Below are 16,899 nucleotides of genomic sequence, written 5' to 3'. Positions count from 1 at the left end.
CGTGGCACAATCGCCGTGGGAGGCACTGATATGGCTAACATCGAACCACCCCTTACCGATCTTCCGATAGATACGCACGACGGCGGGTTCTACAATGGTTTCGCCACACGCGTCACGATCCCGGCGAAGATCATCATTGCGGTTCTGATCCTGTGGGCGGTGATCTTTCCGACCCAGGCCGGCGCCGTACTGACCGGACTTAACAAGCTGATCCTCACGAATTTCGCGACCTGGTACATCTATGTGATCGGTAGCTTCCTTCTGGTCTGCCTTGGTCTTGCCATCTGGCCCGCCGCGGGCCGCATGCGTCTGGGGGCCGATACCGATCGGCCGGAATTCGACAATTTTTCGTGGTTTTCGATGATGTTCGGGGCCGGAATCGGTGTCGGCATGCTGACCTGGTCGGTGGCTGAACCGATCTATCACTTTCAGACCAATCCCCGTGTCATCATGGGGCTGGCCGAGGCCAGCAGCGAAGCCAACAGGCTGAATTCCTTTACCTACAGCTTCCTGCACTGGGGCCTGTCCGCCTGGTCCACCTATGCGATCATCGGACTTGCGCTGGCGTTCTTCGCCTATCGCCGTGGCCTGCCTCTGACGATCCGGTCGGCGCTGACGCCGCTGTTCGGTGATCGCCTGTCGGGCTGGCTGGGCCACGTCATCGACATCGTCGCCGTTGTCGCCACCATTCTGGGTGTCGCGCAGACGCTGGGCTTTGGCGTGAACCAGTTCGTCGCGGGCATGTCGCGGATCGGTATCGGCGACTGGCTGACCACCGCCGAAGGCAATCCGTCCAGCGGCGGCATCCTGTTCGCGCTGTTCATCATCATGGGGGCCTCGACGCTGTCGGCGCTGTCAGGTGTCGGCAAGGGCATCAAGTGGCTGTCGAACATCAATATGGTGCTGTCGATCTTCCTGCTCGGCTTCTTCCTGATTTTCGGGGCCACGCTTTACGGGGCCTGGGCGCTGTTCGCAGGCACGTTCGACTATCTGATTTCGCTGCCCGGCATGCTCTTCAATGTCGAACGCAGTGACGGCATCCCGAACTCCGTGCCCGACCAGCTTGCCAATTGGCAGGGGGCCTGGACGGTGTTCTACTGGGCCTGGTGGGTCGCCTTCGCTCCCTTTGTCGGACTGTTCCTGGCGCGCATCTCGCGCGGTCGGACGATCCGCGAATTCGTTATGGGCGCGCTGATCGTGCCCGCTTTCATGTGCTTTATCTGGTTTGCCTATGCAGGCGGTACCGCCATCGCACTGGAACTCAACGGCGAGGCGAACGGAGCCATCTTCGCGGCGCCGGATGGTGACAAGATCTTCGCCATGACGCAGCTGATGATCGAACCGTTCAGCCCGCTCCTGTCCTGGCTCATGGCCGTGATCATCGTGATCCTGCTGATGACCTACCTCGTCACATCGGCGGACTCCGCGGTGCTGATCGTCAACACGATCAATGCGGCGGGCGACGAAGGCCCCAAGGCGCGGCCCCACATCATTTTCTGGGGCTCTGCCCTCGGGCTGGTGGTGGCCGCGCTGCTGATCGTCGGCGATATCGCAGCGATCCAGACAGCCATGGTGATCGGCGCATTGCCGTTCAGCCTGGTGATGGTGCTGATGGCAATCTCGCTCATCAAGGCGATCATCAACGACGGTCGCCGCGAACGGGCGGGCATCGCCACCACCGTGGATGTTCCGCTGACGCCAGCAGAGTAAACTGCGGTCATATCGACCGGAAAGGGGGCGTTCGCGCTCCCTTTTTGCTGGCTGCCCAAGGTTGTCCTTGGTTTAAACAGTCTCCGTTCCTGCCCGAAGGTCGCTGATGCCCAGATCCCCCCGCGCCGCACGCCGCGCCGCCAAACCCGGCCCGCCCCACGACACCGCGTCCCTGCGCGCCGCCATTACCGCCGCACGCCTGCCCGGATCGCCGCCGCAGGTTACCGAACAGGCGCGCGCGTTGCTTCTGGGCTGGCTCGATCCGTCCCGCACCTTCGCCGACGCCCTCCGCGACCTGTCCTCGGGCGAGGCGGCGCGTGCGATTGGCCTGGCCCTCCTCGACCGCACGCCCGAACCTCCGGGTCTCGACTGCAAGTCCGGCTGCGCCTTCTGCTGCATCCTGCCCGGCGACGATGGCGGAACCGTCACGGCGGCCGAGGCCCGAACCCTCCACGCCGCGCTCATCCCGCTGCAAGGCACACCCGACGGCACCCAATGGCACCCGCAGGCCTGCCCGGCGCTCGACCCCGCGACCCGCCTCTGCCGCGCCTACGCGGCCCGCCCGATGATCTGCCGCACCTACGTCAGCCGCGACGTGACCGCCTGCGAAGCCATCGCCGAAGGCCATGCCAAACCCGGCACCGGCACCCTCCCGGCGCAAATCATCACCATCACGGTCCATGCGCTGGCCCGCGCCGCCCTCCACGGCACCACCCCGGTCCACACCTACAACCTGCGCGCCATCGCCACCGCCGCCCTGCGGGGCACACCCGCCCCCGACGCCCTCAAATCCGCCCGCCACAGCCCGAAATCGCTGGACGCCGAGCGCCGCCGCCTGGCCCGCGGCCTGACCCGCGGCGCGGGATAACGGCTGGACGCCCCCGCCGCCCCATGCTCCAAACCCAACGGGACAGGGAGAGCCGAAATGCAGGACATCGCCACGCGCGTCTGGAACCACAAGTGGAAGATCGACCCGATCGTCCGCTCCCTCATCGACACCGATTTCTACAAACTGCTGATGTGCCAGTCGGTGTTCCGCAACCGCCCGCGCACACAGGTCCGCTTCTCGCTCATCAACCGCTCCACCCATATCCCGCTGGCCGACCTCGTCGACGAGGGCGAACTCCGCGAACAACTCGACCACGTCCGCACGCTCTCCCTGTCGCGCGGCGAATCCACCTGGCTGCGCGGCAATACCTTCTACGGCAAACGCCAGATGTTCCGCCCCGATTTCATGGAATGGTTCGAAAAGCTCCGCCTGCCGCCCTATCACCTCGAACGCCACGGCGACCAATACGAACTCACCTTCGAAGGCACATGGCCCGAGGTCATGCTCTGGGAAATCCCCGCCCTCGCCATCCTGATGGAACTCCGCTCCCGCGCCGTCCTCAAGGACATGGGCCGCTTCGAGACCCAGGTCCTCTATGCCCGCGCCATGACCCGCGTCTGGGAAAAGGTCGAACGCCTGCGCGACCTCGACGGCCTCCGCCTCGCCGACTTCGGCACCCGGCGCCGCCATTCCTTCCTCTGGCAGGACTGGTGCGTGCAGGCATTGGGCGAGGGGCTGGGCGCCAATTTCGCCGGCACCTCCAACTGCCTGATCGCCAAGAACAACGATGTGGAGGCGATCGGCACCAACGCCCACGAACTGCCGATGGTCTATGCCGCACTCGCCGACAGCGACGCCGAACTGGCGCAGGCCCCCTATGACGTGCTGGCCGACTGGCAGGAGGAGCATGACGGCAACCTGCGCATCATCCTGCCCGACACCTACGGCACGCCCGGCTTTCTGGCGAACGCCCCCGACTGGCTGGCCGGCTGGACCGGTATCCGCGTCGATTCCGGCGACCCGGCCACCGGGGCGGAAACCGCGATCCGCTGGTGGCAGGAGCGGGGCGAGGACCCCCGCGACAAACTCGTCATCTTCTCCGACGGCCTGGACGTCGCCAAGATCGAGGAACTCCACGCCCAGTTTCAGGGCCGCGTCCGCGTGTCGTTTGGTTGGGGGACGCTGCTGACCAACGATTTCCGGGGGCTGGTCGATGGCGACGCGCTGGCGCCGTTTTCCCTCGTGTGCAAGGCGGTGTCTGCCGATGGCAGGCCGACGGTGAAGCTGTCGGACAATCCGAAGAAGGCGATGGGGCCGGAGGACGAGGTGGCGCGCTACAAGCGGGTGTTTGGGGTTGGCGAGCAGGTTGGGGTCGAGGTTGTGGTTTAGGTGAGGTAGTATTCTAGGAGTAAGATGTGAGGATACTATGATTTCTACCGAACGCCTGCGTAACCTGATATCTCAGCCCCGTGAAACGTCTGGTTTGGAGTTTAAAGAAGCCAAGACTTCTTATGATCGCGAAAAGCTGTTCAAATATGTTGTAGCGATCGCAAATGAACGTGGTGGGTTTATCGTTTTCGGTGTCTCTGATGTGCCTCCTCGTACCATCGTGGGCACCTCGGTTTTTCCAAATCTAGAGCAAATCACTTCACAGATACGTCAGAATACTGGCTTAAATGTTGAAGTGTCCCAAATGCGTCTCGATGATAAAAGAGTACTAGCATTACGTATACCTAGCCGGCCGGCAGGAACATGCTACCAATATCGCGGTGCCTACTGGATGCGGTCGGGGGAAGAGCTTGTAGCCATGACCGAAGATCGGCTTCGATCTATCTTCAGTGAGGGCAGGCTAGAGTGGGGCATGCAGCCGCTAGTCTCCGGAGTTTCGGCGGCAGAAGTCTTTGAGTTACTTGATGTTGGGTCCTTTCTTTCTATATGGGGACATCCCGAAGGTGGAAGCGACGATGAGAAAATTGGTCGTCTTGTTGATGCTCGACTTATTGAAGGAAATGGGTCCGCTTACATTCTTACGAATATGGCTGGCCTTCTACTTTCAAATGATTTGTCAATTTTTCCGCCTCTTGAGAGGAAAGCCCCTCGTCTCATAATTTACAATGGAAATGACAAACTAGACACCCGGAAGGATATTGTGGGGCGGCGTGGTTATGCTGTCGGATTTAGTGGGCTGGTTCGTAGCGCTATGGATTCAATGCCTCAGAATGAGGTTCTTGAAAATGCTTTGCGAACGACCGCACCCCTATTTCCCGAGAGGCCGCTCAGAGAACTTGTTGCCAATGCCTTGATTCATCAAGACCTAGAAGTTTCTGGAACCAGTCCGATAATTGAAATTTATCAAAACAGGATTGAAATATCAAACCCTGGATTGCCGGTTGTTCCAGTTGAGAGATTTATCGATGGTCATAGGTCTCGAAATGAGCGTTTGACTTGGGTGATGAGGCAATTGAAAATCTGCGAAGAGCGTAGCAGCGGTATCGATAGGGTAGTTTCTGCAGCTGAGATGTATCAACTTCCTGCCCCAGAATTCATCGCAGAGTTTGAGTCCACGAAGGCAATTGTGCATGGTCATCGATCATTCGAGGCGATGACCCAAGATGACAAGACGCGCGCTTGCTATCAACATGCTGTTCTCAAGTATGTGATGCGCGAACCGATGACAAATGACACGCTCCGAGAGCGATTTGGAAGTGGCCCCGATACTTCAGCTGTGTCTCGGATCATCAAAGCCACGGTAGACTCTGGTATGATCATACCAGATCCGGCTGTGGGTAAGTCGCGGAAGTTTGCACGCTATCTTCCTTATTTTGCACAAGAAGGGAGCTAGGTTGTTCATCTTTTGGTAACTACTCTTTTCGAAGAAGTGTCAATTTAAGATATTGAAAAGTAACGCATTTGTTTTTTGTTGTCATTTGCAATGTCACGGAACGTTCCATGAACTTTCCATAGCAGTCTCAGTGACCAAAACTTGAGGCAACCTATGTCAATGTGGAAGTCATACAGTGTCTCTCAGCCCTACAAATCCACCCCACCCCTGAGCGCCTTGACCTCCCCGCGCTTCTTCTTCGCCTCCACCCGCTTGCGCTTCTGGTTCTGCGATACCTTCGTCTTCACACGCGGCTTGGGCTTGTGTGCCGCTGCCCGCACCAACTCCACCAACCGGTCCCGCGCGATCTCCCGGTTGCGGGCTTGGCTGCGTTCTTCGGAGACCTGCAGCACCACCGCCCCCTCCTTCGTCCAGCGCCGCCCCGCCAGACGCCGAAGCCGCGTCTTGACCGGGCCGGGCAGGCTGGGCGAGCGTTCCGCCTCGAACCGCAATTCCACGGCGCTCGACACCTTGTTCACGTTCTGCCCGCCGGGCCCGGAGGCGCGCACGAAGGTCTCGGTGATTTCCCAGTCCTGAAGTTCGATCTGCGGCGTGATGGTCAGGGGCATGGAGGAGCCTTTGGGCAGCGAATTGGGTAATACCGGGGTAATACCCTCGTATGCATTGGCGTAATACCGGCGGCAAATGGCAAAGAAGGCCGCCCCCAAAGTGCGAGGGCGGCCTTCCGAAAGGATCAGGAGGTGAGGTCGGTTAGACGCATCAACCTAAGGTTATCAGACGTTTAGGGGCTGCCCTAGACGCGAACCCCCCAAGTTGTCCCGACTGTCTTCTCCACTATCTTTCTTGACACTGGATCACCTCCTTTCAATGGGTTTCTGTGCTTGTAGATTTGCACAGATATTGTGTGGGTCAACCCCTTTCCCGCAATCCATGGTGCAAATTCATCGTAATGACACGAAACGGTACCAGCGCCAGCAGCGCAATCGCCATCTTCACGCCCCAATCCGCCAATCCCAGCCCGACCCACAGCGGCCCCACAACCGTCGTCTCCTGCGCCCAGGACACGTCGCCCCAAGTCGTTGGAAATGCAAGAAAACCGGCGAAGGCAATGGTGAAGAACAGTGCCGTGTCGACAACCGATCCGATCACCGAAGATGTCAACGGAGCCACCCACCAGGCCCGATCCCGAAGCTTCGAAAAGATCGCCAGGTCAAGCAGTTGCGCCACGAGGAACGCCGTTCCGGACGCCAGCGCGATGCGCAGCGTCACCAATGGCCCGAACTCCCCCACGATCTGCGTCCCGATCAGGGAACACGCAAGGCCCGCGACGAACCCGACCAGCACGACTTTTCGTGCATTATCAGGACCATAAAGACGGTTCGTGACGTCGGTGACAAGGAACGCGAGGGGGTATGTGAACGCCCCCCACGTCAGCCAGCCGTCAGCAACTAAAAATTGGACGCCGATGTTCGAGGCGACAACGATAACGGCCATCGCAACGATGGCGGGAAGTATTTTCATTTCTGTAACCCGTTTTGACATGGTGGTCGGAGACATGGCCCTGACGGGCAGATGGGCACTTTAGACGCCTGAGACCCAGGGTGCAAGATGATCGGTACGGAAGGGATCGGGGATATTGTTGGTTCCCGACAGGATCAGGTCGGCCATCACTTCCGCCACCTTGGGCGCGACACCAAACCCGATCTTGAAGCCGCCGTTGGCGACGAAATGTCCGTCCCGCCCGGGCCATGCTCCGATCAACGGCGCGCGGGACCGGGCCCGAGGACGCACACCGGCCCAGCGTTGCAGCACCTCGGCCCCGACCAGTGCAGGCACAGCGGTGCAGGCGCGGGCCAGCAGGTCGTCGAGTCGATCATCGGTGGAGGTATCCGCGAACTCCCGCTCCGAGGTCGAGCCGATGGCTACCGTGCCATCCGAATGCGGCACGATATGCATGCCGTGTGCATAAAGCTGCGGCAGGTCGCGGCGGTCCAGGCGCAACAATGCCGCCTGTCCCTTTACGCCGGTGCCAGCCGTGCGGCCCCGGTCGTCCCGCATCGCGGTCAGTCCCCGCCAACCCGTGGCGTGCAGAACGAAGCCCCCGATATCTCCCGAAGGCACGATCTCTCCGCCCGTGGCGCGTATGGCCGACGCCAGTGCCTCGCAGGCGCGGCGTGGATGAATGCGTGCGGACAGGGTGTCGCGGATAACGGTCGGCGTGCCGGGTGACCATTCCTGAGGGGCAGGCTCGATGGTCCATGTCGCGTGTTCCTGCCACAGCGTCGCGGCGCCGACTGCGCGTTCCATTGCCAGCGCGTGTGCCGCCTTGTCGGGGATGGGTTGCAGACGGCCCGTTCGCGCGTATCCGGGATCGCCGCCGCCGACTTCGGCCACGGCCTTCCACCAATCCCGCGCCATCAGCAGACTGTCCAGTTGGAAGGCCTTCTTGTCGTTCCATTGTTCTGGGACATGCGGGGCCAGCGCCCCGACGATGCCACCGGACGCCCCTGCGCCCACGCCATTGGGATCGACCACGCGGACTTTCGCGCCGCGCCGCGCCATCGCCCAGGCACAGCCTAATCCAAAAACGCCTGCCCCAAGGATCGTCACGTCGATTGCCAATTCCTCGCCCTTCCTGTCCAGTCACATCAAGGCCATAGGGCAGGATATGAGCGACGGAAACCCGGACCCGACGACAGGCGTGCCCGATCTGGAATGGCGCGAGGGTACACCTGTGGCGGTGCGCTTCGACGACCCGTATTTTTCGATCATCGACGGGGCGGAGGAGACACGGCACGTTTTTGTGCGAGGCAACGATCTGGCGACGCGCCTGCGCGCCGGGTTTCACATCGCCGAACTGGGTTTCGGGACGGGGCTGAATGCGCTGGTGATGGCGCAGGACTGGACCGGAGCGGGGGCGCTGCGCTTCACGTCATTCGAGGCTTATCCAATGGGGCGGGACGATATGGCGCGCGCCTTATCGGCGTTTCCGGGCATCGACGCGACGCCCCTGCTGGATCAGTGGCCCGGCGACCGGATCACCCTGCCGGGGGTCGAAATCGAAATCGTTCAAGGCGACGTACGCCAAACCCTGCCTGCATGGAACGGACGTGCAGATGCATGGTTTCTGGACGGTTTCTCGCCCGCTCGAAATCCCGAGATGTGGGGAGCGGACCTGATGGCCGAGGTCGCGCGCCATACCGCGCCGGGCGGCACCTTCGCCACCTATACTGCGGCGGGCCATGTCCGGCAGGCGCTGGGCGCTGCGGGGTTTGCCGTGGAACGCGTGCCAGGCTTCGGACGCAAACGCCATATGACACGAGGCGTCCTGCGATGAGGGGCGACCGGCTGGGTATCGCGCTGATGGTGGCGACGACCTTCGTGTTCGCCATCCAGGACGGCCTCTCGCGGCATCTGGCCGGGGAATATAACGTACTGATGGTTGTGATGATCCGGTATTGGTTCTTCGCCGCCTTTGTCATTGCCATTGCCGCGCGCAGGGCGGGCGGGTTGCGCGCCGCTGCCGCCACGTCGCAGCCAGTGATCCAGGGCCTGCGCGGATTGCTTCTGGTGGGAGAAATCTGCGTCATGGTGGCCGGTTTCGTCCTGCTGGGACTGGTCGAGGCGCATGCCATTTTCGCGGCGTACCCCTTGCTGGCCGCCGCCCTGTCCGGCCCGATCCTGGGCGAGCGCGTGGGCTGGCGCAGGTGGACCGCCATTGCGCTGGGCTTCGTGGGTGTGCTGATTATCCTACAGCCGGGTGTGACGGTATTTTCGCCCGCCGCACTCGTTCCACTGACGGCGGCGGCATTGTTTGCGATGTATGGTTTGCTGACCCGATATGTCGCGCGACGCGACACGACGGCGACCAGTTTCTTCTGGACCGGCACGGTCGGAGCCATGGCAATCACCCTGGTCGGAGTCTGGTTCTGGGAGCCTATGACATTGTCCGATTGGGGGTGGATGGCTGCGCTGTGCCTTTCAGGCGCAACGGGGCACTGGTTGCTGATCCGCTGTTACGAGGTGGCGGAGGTCGGCGTGGTCCAGCCATTCGCCTATCTACAACTTGTGTTCGCGTCCTTTATCGGCGTGACCGTCTTCGGCGAGGCATTGCAGGCGCAGGTCGTTCTGGGCGCGGCCATCGTCATAGCGGCGGGTCTCTTCACGCTCTGGCGGGGACGACGGGTCGACCAGGCACAGGAGGCATCGACCGACCGGGGCGCAGACGGTTTTCGGAAAGACGATGTTCCAGAACACGCCGCACCCGGCCGAAACGGTTGAGCGGGAGGTGAGGCAACGATTGCGGCGCGGATGGGTTCGGCGTCGCCCCTTGGCCTGTCATAGTCCCGTTCATTCCCGCCCTGTCTGTCATGCGGCGGCGCTGTGTCCCGGGCGTCAGTTGTTGCGTTGCGCCAGGTCGCCGTAGCCGTCCTTCAGCCAGTCTTCCAGTTTCACATCCTCGACCGAGCCGGTCAGTTGCGCATGATAGGGCAGAAGACTTTCCGATACCCGCATGATGTAGTTGCGCGTCTCGCTGTAGGGCACATCCTCGATCCAGTCGATGACGTCGATGGACGGGTCGGACGGGTTGCCGAACTCCGCAGACCAGCGCCGCGCGCGGGTGGGTCCGGCATTATAGGCGGCCGGGATCAGGATCGGAGACAAGCCGAACTCCGCCTCCAGCTCCCTCAGGTAGGCGGTGCCGAGGCGTGCGTTATAGAGCGGCTCTTCCGTCAACGCCGGTTGACGATACGGAATGCCGACCAGCGCCGCCATATCGCGCGCGGTGCCCGGCATCAGCTGCATCAGTCCGGCTGCGCCCGCGCCCGACACGACGATCGGATTGAATTCGGATTCGCGACGCGCGATCGACAGGGCAAGCTCGGGTGCGACCGGGCTTTCGATGGTGGCCAGATCCGTTACCGGGAAATACCCCCTGTGCAATTCATAGCCCGACTGGGCCGCGCGCTTGGCCACCAGAAGTGCGACATGCGCATCGCCCAGATCGTCGAGAATGACATCGAGCAGGCTGCCGATTTCGGCGCGCGGCAGGCTTTCGGCCAGTTCGGCCAGAAACATTTCGGCCAGTTCGCGTTCGCCCAAACCGTCCAGCAGACGCGCGGCGGCCAACAGACTGGATTGTGCAAAGGAGGTCTGGTCGAGAGGAGGAAAAACCTCGCTCCCGTTCAGCAGAGGATCGGCCGGCAGATTGGCGCGCTCGGCGGCCAACTGTCCATAGAAACTGGTCTGGTAGCGCGCGCCCATGATATAGGCCGTGACAGCCCCCGTGGCATCGCCGCTGGCTTCCAGTGCGCGCCCCAGCCAATACCCGGCGCGCCCCTTGGAGATGGGCGAGGCCACGTTGCCATCGAAGGTACGGAAATGCACGGCGGCATCCTGGGGGCGATCAAGGAACCGCAGCGCAATATATCCCGCCAGCCATTCGTTCCCCGGGATGTTGGAATCGCCTTCGGGCAGATTGTGTTTCGCAGCCACGCGATAGGCATCTTCGTATCGACCGTTCTGCATCAGGCTGCGCGCCAGACGCTCCCGGTGCTGGCCCCATACGCTCGGGTTGCCAAGCGTGTCGGCGTCGGCATCAAAGGCAAACAGCAACGCCAGCGCCCCATCGGGGCCGTCCAGCCGGGACTTGCCAAGGCGCCAGCGGAACCGTTCGTAGGCCAGTCCCTGATGGTCGCGGAAACCTTCGGGGACTGCCGCGATCAACTCGTCCACGCCTTCGCGCCCGGCGCGCAATGCAATGCGCGCGCGGGCCAGTGCAGCTTCGGGTCCGGTGACGCGGGCCAGCGTCCGTTCAGCCGACTGTATATCGCCTCCCCAGGTCATTGCATCCAGCCTGGCGGCGTCGAAAGGGCGCAGGAGATCACCCATGATTTCGAGGAATCCCGCCTCGGACGCGGCGGACATCGGCATCGTCAGCCAAGCGTCGATGGCGACGGTTTCGGCTTCGGTCTCGCGGTTCAGTGACATAAGCGCGATCGTCAGCATCAGCGCCCCACGCGAGGTGCGGGGCGGTGCACCGTCGAAGAATGCGACAATCCGTTCGGGCGCAATGGTGGCCGGAATGTCCAGCTCCACCCGCGCGCGCAGAAGGTTCAGACCGGGCCAGTCGGGGTTGCGGCGCAGGAAATCCTCCCCTTCCGAAAAGGTACCTTTCCGGGCCCGCAGAAGGTGCCACAAGATGACATCGCGGGCGATCTGGTCGTCGGTCTGCGTCAACGCGGCACGGGTCCCGACCTCGTCATCCGCGCGCAGGGCTGCAATCCCCGCAGCAACTGCGGGATTGGCCTGCCCTTGTCCACTGAGGGTCAGGGCGAAGGTCAATGTGGCTGCGGCAAGAAAGTCTTTGAACATCATTCCGTCAATATAGGGGCAAGGCACTCGCATGGCGACTAACAGTGATGCGATCCATCAAAAAGCATCACCTTGCCGCGCCGCACGGCCCCGGCTAGTTTCCGCGCGAATACGGACCACAGGAGGATGCGTCGATGTTCAAAGGCTCCATGCCCGCGTTGGTGACGCCCCTCAAGAATGGCGAGGTCGATTTCGACGCGCTGGACGCGCTGGTCGACTGGCAGATCGAAGAAGGCTCCCACGGGTTGGTCCCGGTCGGCACCACCGGCGAAAGCCCGACGTTGACTCACGCCGAACACGAGGCGGTCATCAAGGCCGTCGTCAAACGCGCGGCGGGCCGGGTCAAGGTGATCGCAGGGGCCGGGTCCAACAACACCGCCGAGGCGCTGCGCTTCGTACAGTTCGCCAGGGACGTCGGCGCGGACGGTGCGCTGGTCGTCACGCCCTATTACAACAAGCCGACGCAGGCGGGCCTGATCGCGCATTACACTGCGCTGAACGAGGTCGGCATCCCGATCATCATCTACAACATTCCCGGTCGGTCGGTCGTCGACATGACGCCCGCGACAATGGGCGAACTGGCGAAGTTGCCGAATATCGTCGGCGTCAAGGATGCGACGGGCGATCTGGCCCGCGTTTCGGCGCAGCGAATTACCTGTGGCAAGGACTTCATCCAGCTTTCGGGCGAGGATGCGACGGCGCACGGCTTCAACGCGCAGGGCGGGGTGGGATGCATTTCGGTGACCTGCAATGTCGCGCCGCGCTTGCTGTCGCAATTGCACGAGGCGACGTTCGCGGGCGATTATGCCACTGCGCTGGACATTCAGGACCGGCTGATGCCGCTGCATCAGGCCATTTTCGCTGAACCGGGCGTCGTCGGGGCCAAGACCGCATTGGCGATGCTGGGCAAATGTTCGGACGAGGTCCGCCTGCCCATCACGCCTGCCACCGAAGGCACCAGAACCCGAATCGCCGAGGCCATGCGCCACGCCGGTCTGCTGAATTGACCGAGACGATATAGGGCCTGCCCAGGGGCCTTGTGCCGGGCCTGGTGGTGCATCGTCGAGCGGCTGGGTCGTGGCGGGCGCAGGGTTGCAGGCGCTGGTTTAGCGGCTGGCGCGATGACGCCGGTCGCGGTCGGTTGGAACTTCCTGTCGCGTCGCTTCTCCCCCGTGGACAGGGCGGCTGCACAGGCCTAAGTGGCACAACATGGCCAAGGATGACAAAGACAAGAACTACAAGGTAATCGCCGAGAACCGGCGGGCCCGCTACGATTACGCGATCGAGGACGATATCGAATGCGGCATCATGCTGGAGGGGTCCGAGGTCAAGTCGCTGCGGCAGGGCGGGGCGAACATCGCCGAATCCTATGCCGAGGTGAAAGAGGGCGAGTTATGGTTGGTGAATGGCTATATCGCGCCCTATGCACAGGCCAAGACCTTCGGCCATGAAGAGCGTCGCCGCCGCAAGCTGCTGGTACGCTCCCGCGAGATGTCGAAGCTTTGGAATGCCACGGCGCGCGAGGGCTACACGCTGGTTCCACTGGTGATGTATTTCAACCATCGGGGCATGGTGAAGCTGAAGATCGGCGTCGGCAAGGGCAAGAAGAACCACGACAAGCGCGAAACCGCGGCCAAGCGCGACTGGCAGCGGCAGAAGGCCCGCCTGATGAAGGATCACGGCTAGATCCGGCGGGGGCCAGCCCCGGCCTTCGGCTCCTCCGGGATATTTTCGCCAAGAGAAACTGGCAGATGACCCGCCGCTTTCAACCGAACGAACGGACCACCTGCCGCCCATGTCGATCCTTTCTGCCCTTCGCCTCAGCCGCGCGCCGGTTGCCGCTTTCATGGCCGTCGGTCTGACCTGGGGCTGCATCGCGGCCATGGCCCCAGTGCTGAAGGCGCGGATCGGCGTGGATGACGCCTCCTTCGGGCTCCTGTTGCTGGGCACGGCCATCGGGTTGTCCACCACGCTCTATATCGCGCCGCGCTGGGACCGAAGGATGGGACGTTGGGCGCTGCCGGCTGGCACGGTGATATTGGCGGCGGCGTCAATGCTGCCAGCCGTGGCCTATACAGTGCCGTTGTTCTTCGTGATCCTGATGATCCTTGGTGCGACATCGGGCCTGACCGACGTGGTGATGAATGCCCGCGTTTCCGAGATCGAGACGCGAACAAGCCGCAGCCTGATGAACGTGAACCATGCTATGTTTTCTGTGGCCTACGCCGTCTCGGCCCTGCTGACCGGTGCCATGCGCGAGGCGGGCTGGGGACCGGGCGCGATCTTTCCGGCGATAGCGATGCTGGTTCTGGCGACCGCGCCGTTCCAGATGATGCAGGTCGCGGTTCGGGACGTCGGCAACGGTCCCGTCCCGCGCCTTCCATTGGGACTGGTGGCGCTGTGCGGGGCGATCGTGCTGATCGGTTTCATGGCCGAGGCGACGGTCGAAAGCTGGTCGGCCCTGCATATCGAACGCACCCTTCTGGGTGGCGCTGCCGAAGGCGCATTCGGCCCGGCGATGCTGGGCCTGACGATGGCCGTGGGCCGTTTCTCGGGGCAGGCCGTCGCCGCGCGCCTTTCCGAGATCGGCGTTATCCGTATCGCCACAGCGCTGGCTGTTGCCGGGGTATTGATCGCCGCCGCCGCTCCGACGCCGTTCGTTGCCTATATCGGGTTCGGCCTGATGGGGCTTGGTATCTCGGTCATAGGTCCGATGGGTCTGGCCCTGGCGGGCCGATTGTCGCTGCCGTCACAACGGACCGCCGTCATCGCGCGGGTCGCCGTGATCGGCTTCATCGGTTTCTTTATCGCGCCCGCCCTGATGGGGATTGGTGCGCAGACGTTCGGCCTGCGCTGGGCCTTCGCCTGCGTCGCGATTCTTCTGGCGGCGATCTGGCCGCTCAGCCGTCTCGTCCGCGAGGGTCCCATTCGCCGCTGAATCCCCTGGGCACCAACAGGTTGTGCCGCCCGACATTATGAATGTCCTTCTCGCCACACAGCGCCATCGTAACGTCCAACTCGCGACGGATCACTTCCAGTGCACGTGTCACACCCGCCTGACCCATGGCCCCCAGACCATAGATGAAAGCCCGGCCGATATAGGTGCCCTTGGCCCCCATCGCGATCGCCTTCAGCACGTCTTGCCCCGACCGGATGCCGCCGTCCATGTGAACCTCGATCTGGTCGCCCACGGCGTCGACTATTTCAGACAACATGCGGATCGACGACAGCGCGCCGTCCAACTGCCGCCCGCCGTGGTTCGACACGACGATGGCGTCCGCTCCGACAGCCAGCGCCATGCGCGCATCCTCGGCGTCGAGGATGCCCTTCAGGATGACCTTGCCGCCCCACTTCTCCTTCAGCCGCCGGATCTTGTCCCAATCCAGCCGGGGATCGAATTGCTCCGCCGTCCAGGACGACAGTGACGACGCGTCCTCGACCCCCTTGGCATGGCCGATGATATTGCCGAAGAACCTGCGCTTGGTTTGCGCCATCCCCAGACCCCACTGCACCTTCGTCATCATGTTGGCGATGGACGTGGGCGTCAGCTTGGGCGGGGCGCTAAGGCCGTTTTTCAGGTCCTTGTGGCGTTGACCCATGATCTGCAGATCAAGCGTTATGACCAGAGCATCGCACCCGGCGGCCTGCGCGCGTTCGATCAGGCGGTCGATGAAATCCTCGTCCCGCATCACATAGAGCTGAAACCAGAACGGTGCGGTCGTATTCCGGGCCACGTCCTCGATCGAACAGATCGACATCGTGGAAAGGGTGAACGGCACCCCCATCGCTTCGGCGGCCTTCGCGGCAAGGATTTCGCCGTCCGCGTGTTGCATCCCCGTCAGACCGACCGGCGCCAGCGCCACCGGCATCGCGACCTCGCGCCCGATCATCTTGGACCGGACCGACCGGCCCTCCATGTCGACTGCAACACGTTGGCGCAACCGAATAAGGTCGAAGTCGGTTTCGTTCTCGCGATAGGTCTGCTCGGTCCAGCTGCCGGACTGGCAGTAGTCGTAGAACATCCTGGGGACGCGGCGGCGGTAGAGCCTGTGCAGGTCTTCGATGTCGGTAATGACGGGGGGCATGTCGGGGCTCCGAAAATTGGTAAGGCTTTTTAACCAATTCAGGGGGTGGGCTCAATCCGCAAATGGATCGTTCGGATAGCCCACACCCGTGAGAACCAGCCCGTCAGGCGGCGAGACCGGCCCACAGGCGGCGCGGTCACGGGCCTCCAATGCTTCGGCCACGCGATCCGGAGACCAGGCGCCTGCGCCGACGCGCTCCAGTGTTCCGGCGATGGAACGAACCTGATTGTGCAGAAAGCTGCGGGCACGCAGGTGAATGCGTATATCCTGGCCACCGGGGTAGGGCGACTCGGTCAAGGTAATCTCGTCGAGGGTTTTGACCGGCGATTTCGCCTGGCAGATCGACGCGCGGAACGTGGTGAAATCGTGATGTCCGATCAGACGCGTCGCGCCCGCGCGCATGGCGTCGACATCCAACGGGCCGATAACGCGCCAGGCATGGCCTGCGTCCAGCGCCAGGGGGGCGCGGCGGGCGATGATGCGGAAGGTATAGCGCCGTTCGAGCGCCGAAAACCTTGCGTGCCAGTCGTCGTCCACACGGGTGCACGCGGTCACCGCGACGGGAGCGGGCTTCAGGTGCCAGTTCAGCGCCTCGGACAGGCGGAAGGCACCCCAGTCCCTTGATAAATCGGCATGGGCGACCTGTCCCGTGGCATGGACACCGGCATCGGTGCGGCCCGCAGCGGCGATGCTGCCCATGTCAGGCTCCAACGCGCGTAGCGCCTCCTCGACCGTCTGCTGAACCGAGGCGGGGCCGTCCTGACGCTGCCATCCGGCGAAGGGGCGACCGTCGTATTCGATGCGAAAGGCATATCGGGGCATGGGCGCAGATAGGGCGGGGAACGGGGCGAGGGCAAGATGCCGGGTTAACGTTTCATTTACGCGGATCGGTCCTGATACCTTACCAATCCGGATGATTTGGTCATACCCGCTTCACGTCGGATATGGGGGTGATCCACGTCCGATCCCGGTCCGACGTTGTCGGAATGCCATTCGCGGCAAGGCCAACTGGTCAGGTTTTCGACCGCGCCTTTCCCTCGGCCTTCAGCGCCCCTATC

At 62.7% G+C, this 16,899-nt stretch carries 15 protein-coding genes; 9 read left to right on the top strand and 6 right to left on the bottom strand.

Features of this window, described 5'->3' with window-relative positions; all coding sequences use genetic code 11:
- Positions 1-30: 30 nt before the first annotated feature.
- The 4 genes from BMY38_RS00165 to BMY38_RS00150 all read left to right on the top strand — a co-directional run bounded on the left by BMY38_RS00165 (position 31) and on the right by BMY38_RS00150 (position 5,381).
- Entirely contained in the window at positions 31-1,710 is a 1,680-nt protein-coding gene (locus BMY38_RS00165; RefSeq protein WP_092758648.1) for a BCCT family transporter, read from the top strand.
- A gap of 106 nt (positions 1,711-1,816) precedes the next feature.
- Complete coding sequence (locus tag BMY38_RS00160) at positions 1,817-2,578, top strand: YkgJ family cysteine cluster protein (RefSeq protein WP_092758646.1); 762 nt, start codon at positions 1,817-1,819, stop codon at positions 2,576-2,578.
- A 57-nt stretch (positions 2,579-2,635) separates the two neighbouring features.
- Positions 2,636-3,928 carry a nicotinate phosphoribosyltransferase gene (pncB, locus tag BMY38_RS00155; RefSeq protein ID WP_092758644.1) on the top strand — a complete coding sequence of 431 codons (1,293 nt, stop codon included), beginning with the start codon at positions 2,636-2,638 and terminating at the stop codon, positions 3,926-3,928.
- A gap of 37 nt (positions 3,929-3,965) precedes the next feature.
- Entirely contained in the window at positions 3,966-5,381 is a 1,416-nt protein-coding gene (locus BMY38_RS00150; protein WP_092758642.1) for an ATP-binding protein, read from the top strand.
- Between the two features lie 188 nt (positions 5,382-5,569).
- On the opposite strand, the gene arfB is transcribed toward BMY38_RS00150, so the two are convergent.
- The 3 genes from arfB to BMY38_RS00135 form a co-directional block, all read right to left on the bottom strand.
- A complete protein-coding gene (arfB, locus tag BMY38_RS00145) occupies positions 5,570-5,989 on the bottom strand; it encodes an alternative ribosome rescue aminoacyl-tRNA hydrolase ArfB (RefSeq protein WP_092758640.1) in 420 nt (139 codons plus the stop codon).
- 301 nt (positions 5,990-6,290) lie between these two features.
- Positions 6,291-6,902 carry a queuosine precursor transporter gene (locus BMY38_RS00140; protein WP_092758630.1) on the bottom strand — a complete coding sequence of 204 codons (612 nt, stop codon included), beginning with the start codon at positions 6,900-6,902 and terminating at the stop codon, positions 6,291-6,293.
- Positions 6,903-6,962: 60 nt separating this feature from the next.
- Positions 6,963-7,997, bottom strand: a complete 1,035-nt coding sequence (locus BMY38_RS00135) for an NAD(P)/FAD-dependent oxidoreductase (RefSeq protein WP_092761010.1) — start codon at positions 7,995-7,997, stop codon at positions 6,963-6,965.
- A gap of 52 nt (positions 7,998-8,049) precedes the next feature.
- On the opposite strand from BMY38_RS00135, the gene mnmC2 reads away from it, so the two are divergent.
- Together mnmC2 and BMY38_RS00125 are read left to right on the top strand one after the other, a co-directional pair.
- On the top strand, positions 8,050-8,718 hold the full coding sequence (gene mnmC2, locus BMY38_RS00130; RefSeq protein WP_092758629.1) for a tRNA (5-methylaminomethyl-2-thiouridine)(34)-methyltransferase MnmC2: 669 nt from the start codon (positions 8,050-8,052) through the stop codon (positions 8,716-8,718).
- On the top strand, positions 8,715-9,662 hold the full coding sequence (locus BMY38_RS00125) for a DMT family transporter (protein ID WP_092758628.1): 948 nt from the start codon (positions 8,715-8,717) through the stop codon (positions 9,660-9,662). The genes mnmC2 and BMY38_RS00125 overlap by 4 nt, the downstream gene beginning before the upstream one ends.
- 114 nt (positions 9,663-9,776) lie before the next feature.
- On the opposite strand, the gene BMY38_RS00120 is transcribed toward BMY38_RS00125, so the two are convergent.
- Positions 9,777-11,756 carry a lytic transglycosylase domain-containing protein gene (locus BMY38_RS00120; RefSeq protein ID WP_175495722.1) on the bottom strand — a complete coding sequence of 660 codons (1,980 nt, stop codon included), beginning with the start codon at positions 11,754-11,756 and terminating at the stop codon, positions 9,777-9,779.
- A gap of 134 nt (positions 11,757-11,890) precedes the next feature.
- Between BMY38_RS00120 and dapA the strand changes: the two genes are divergently transcribed.
- The 3 genes from dapA (at position 11,891) to BMY38_RS00105 (ending at position 14,694) form a co-directional block, all read left to right on the top strand.
- A complete protein-coding gene (gene dapA, locus BMY38_RS00115) occupies positions 11,891-12,763 on the top strand; it encodes a 4-hydroxy-tetrahydrodipicolinate synthase (protein ID WP_092758626.1) in 873 nt (290 codons plus the stop codon).
- A gap of 202 nt (positions 12,764-12,965) precedes the next feature.
- Positions 12,966-13,442, top strand: coding sequence for an SsrA-binding protein SmpB (gene smpB, locus BMY38_RS00110; RefSeq protein WP_092758625.1), 477 nt, complete (start codon positions 12,966-12,968; stop codon positions 13,440-13,442).
- Between the two features lie 109 nt (positions 13,443-13,551).
- Positions 13,552-14,694: an MFS transporter gene (locus tag BMY38_RS00105; protein ID WP_092758624.1), complete on the top strand. Its 1,143-nt coding sequence runs from the start codon at positions 13,552-13,554 to the stop codon at positions 14,692-14,694.
- Here the strand turns inward: BMY38_RS00105 and BMY38_RS00100 are convergent.
- Positions 14,657-15,841, bottom strand: coding sequence for an alpha-hydroxy acid oxidase (locus BMY38_RS00100; protein WP_092758618.1), 1,185 nt, complete (start codon positions 15,839-15,841; stop codon positions 14,657-14,659). The two genes, BMY38_RS00105 and BMY38_RS00100, sit on opposite strands and share 38 nt — an antisense overlap.
- Before the next feature lie 51 nt (positions 15,842-15,892).
- Positions 15,893-16,663, bottom strand: coding sequence for a tRNA pseudouridine(38-40) synthase TruA (gene truA / locus BMY38_RS00095; RefSeq protein WP_092758616.1), 771 nt, complete (start codon positions 16,661-16,663; stop codon positions 15,893-15,895).
- Positions 16,664-16,899 lie beyond the last annotated feature (236 nt).

The sequence above is a fragment of the Jannaschia helgolandensis genome (genome assembly GCF_900109285.1).
Lineage (GTDB): Bacteria > Pseudomonadota > Alphaproteobacteria > Rhodobacterales > Rhodobacteraceae > Jannaschia > Jannaschia helgolandensis.
The sequence above is the reverse complement of the archived record's forward strand: the minus strand, read 5'-3'. Positions and strand labels throughout refer to the sequence as shown.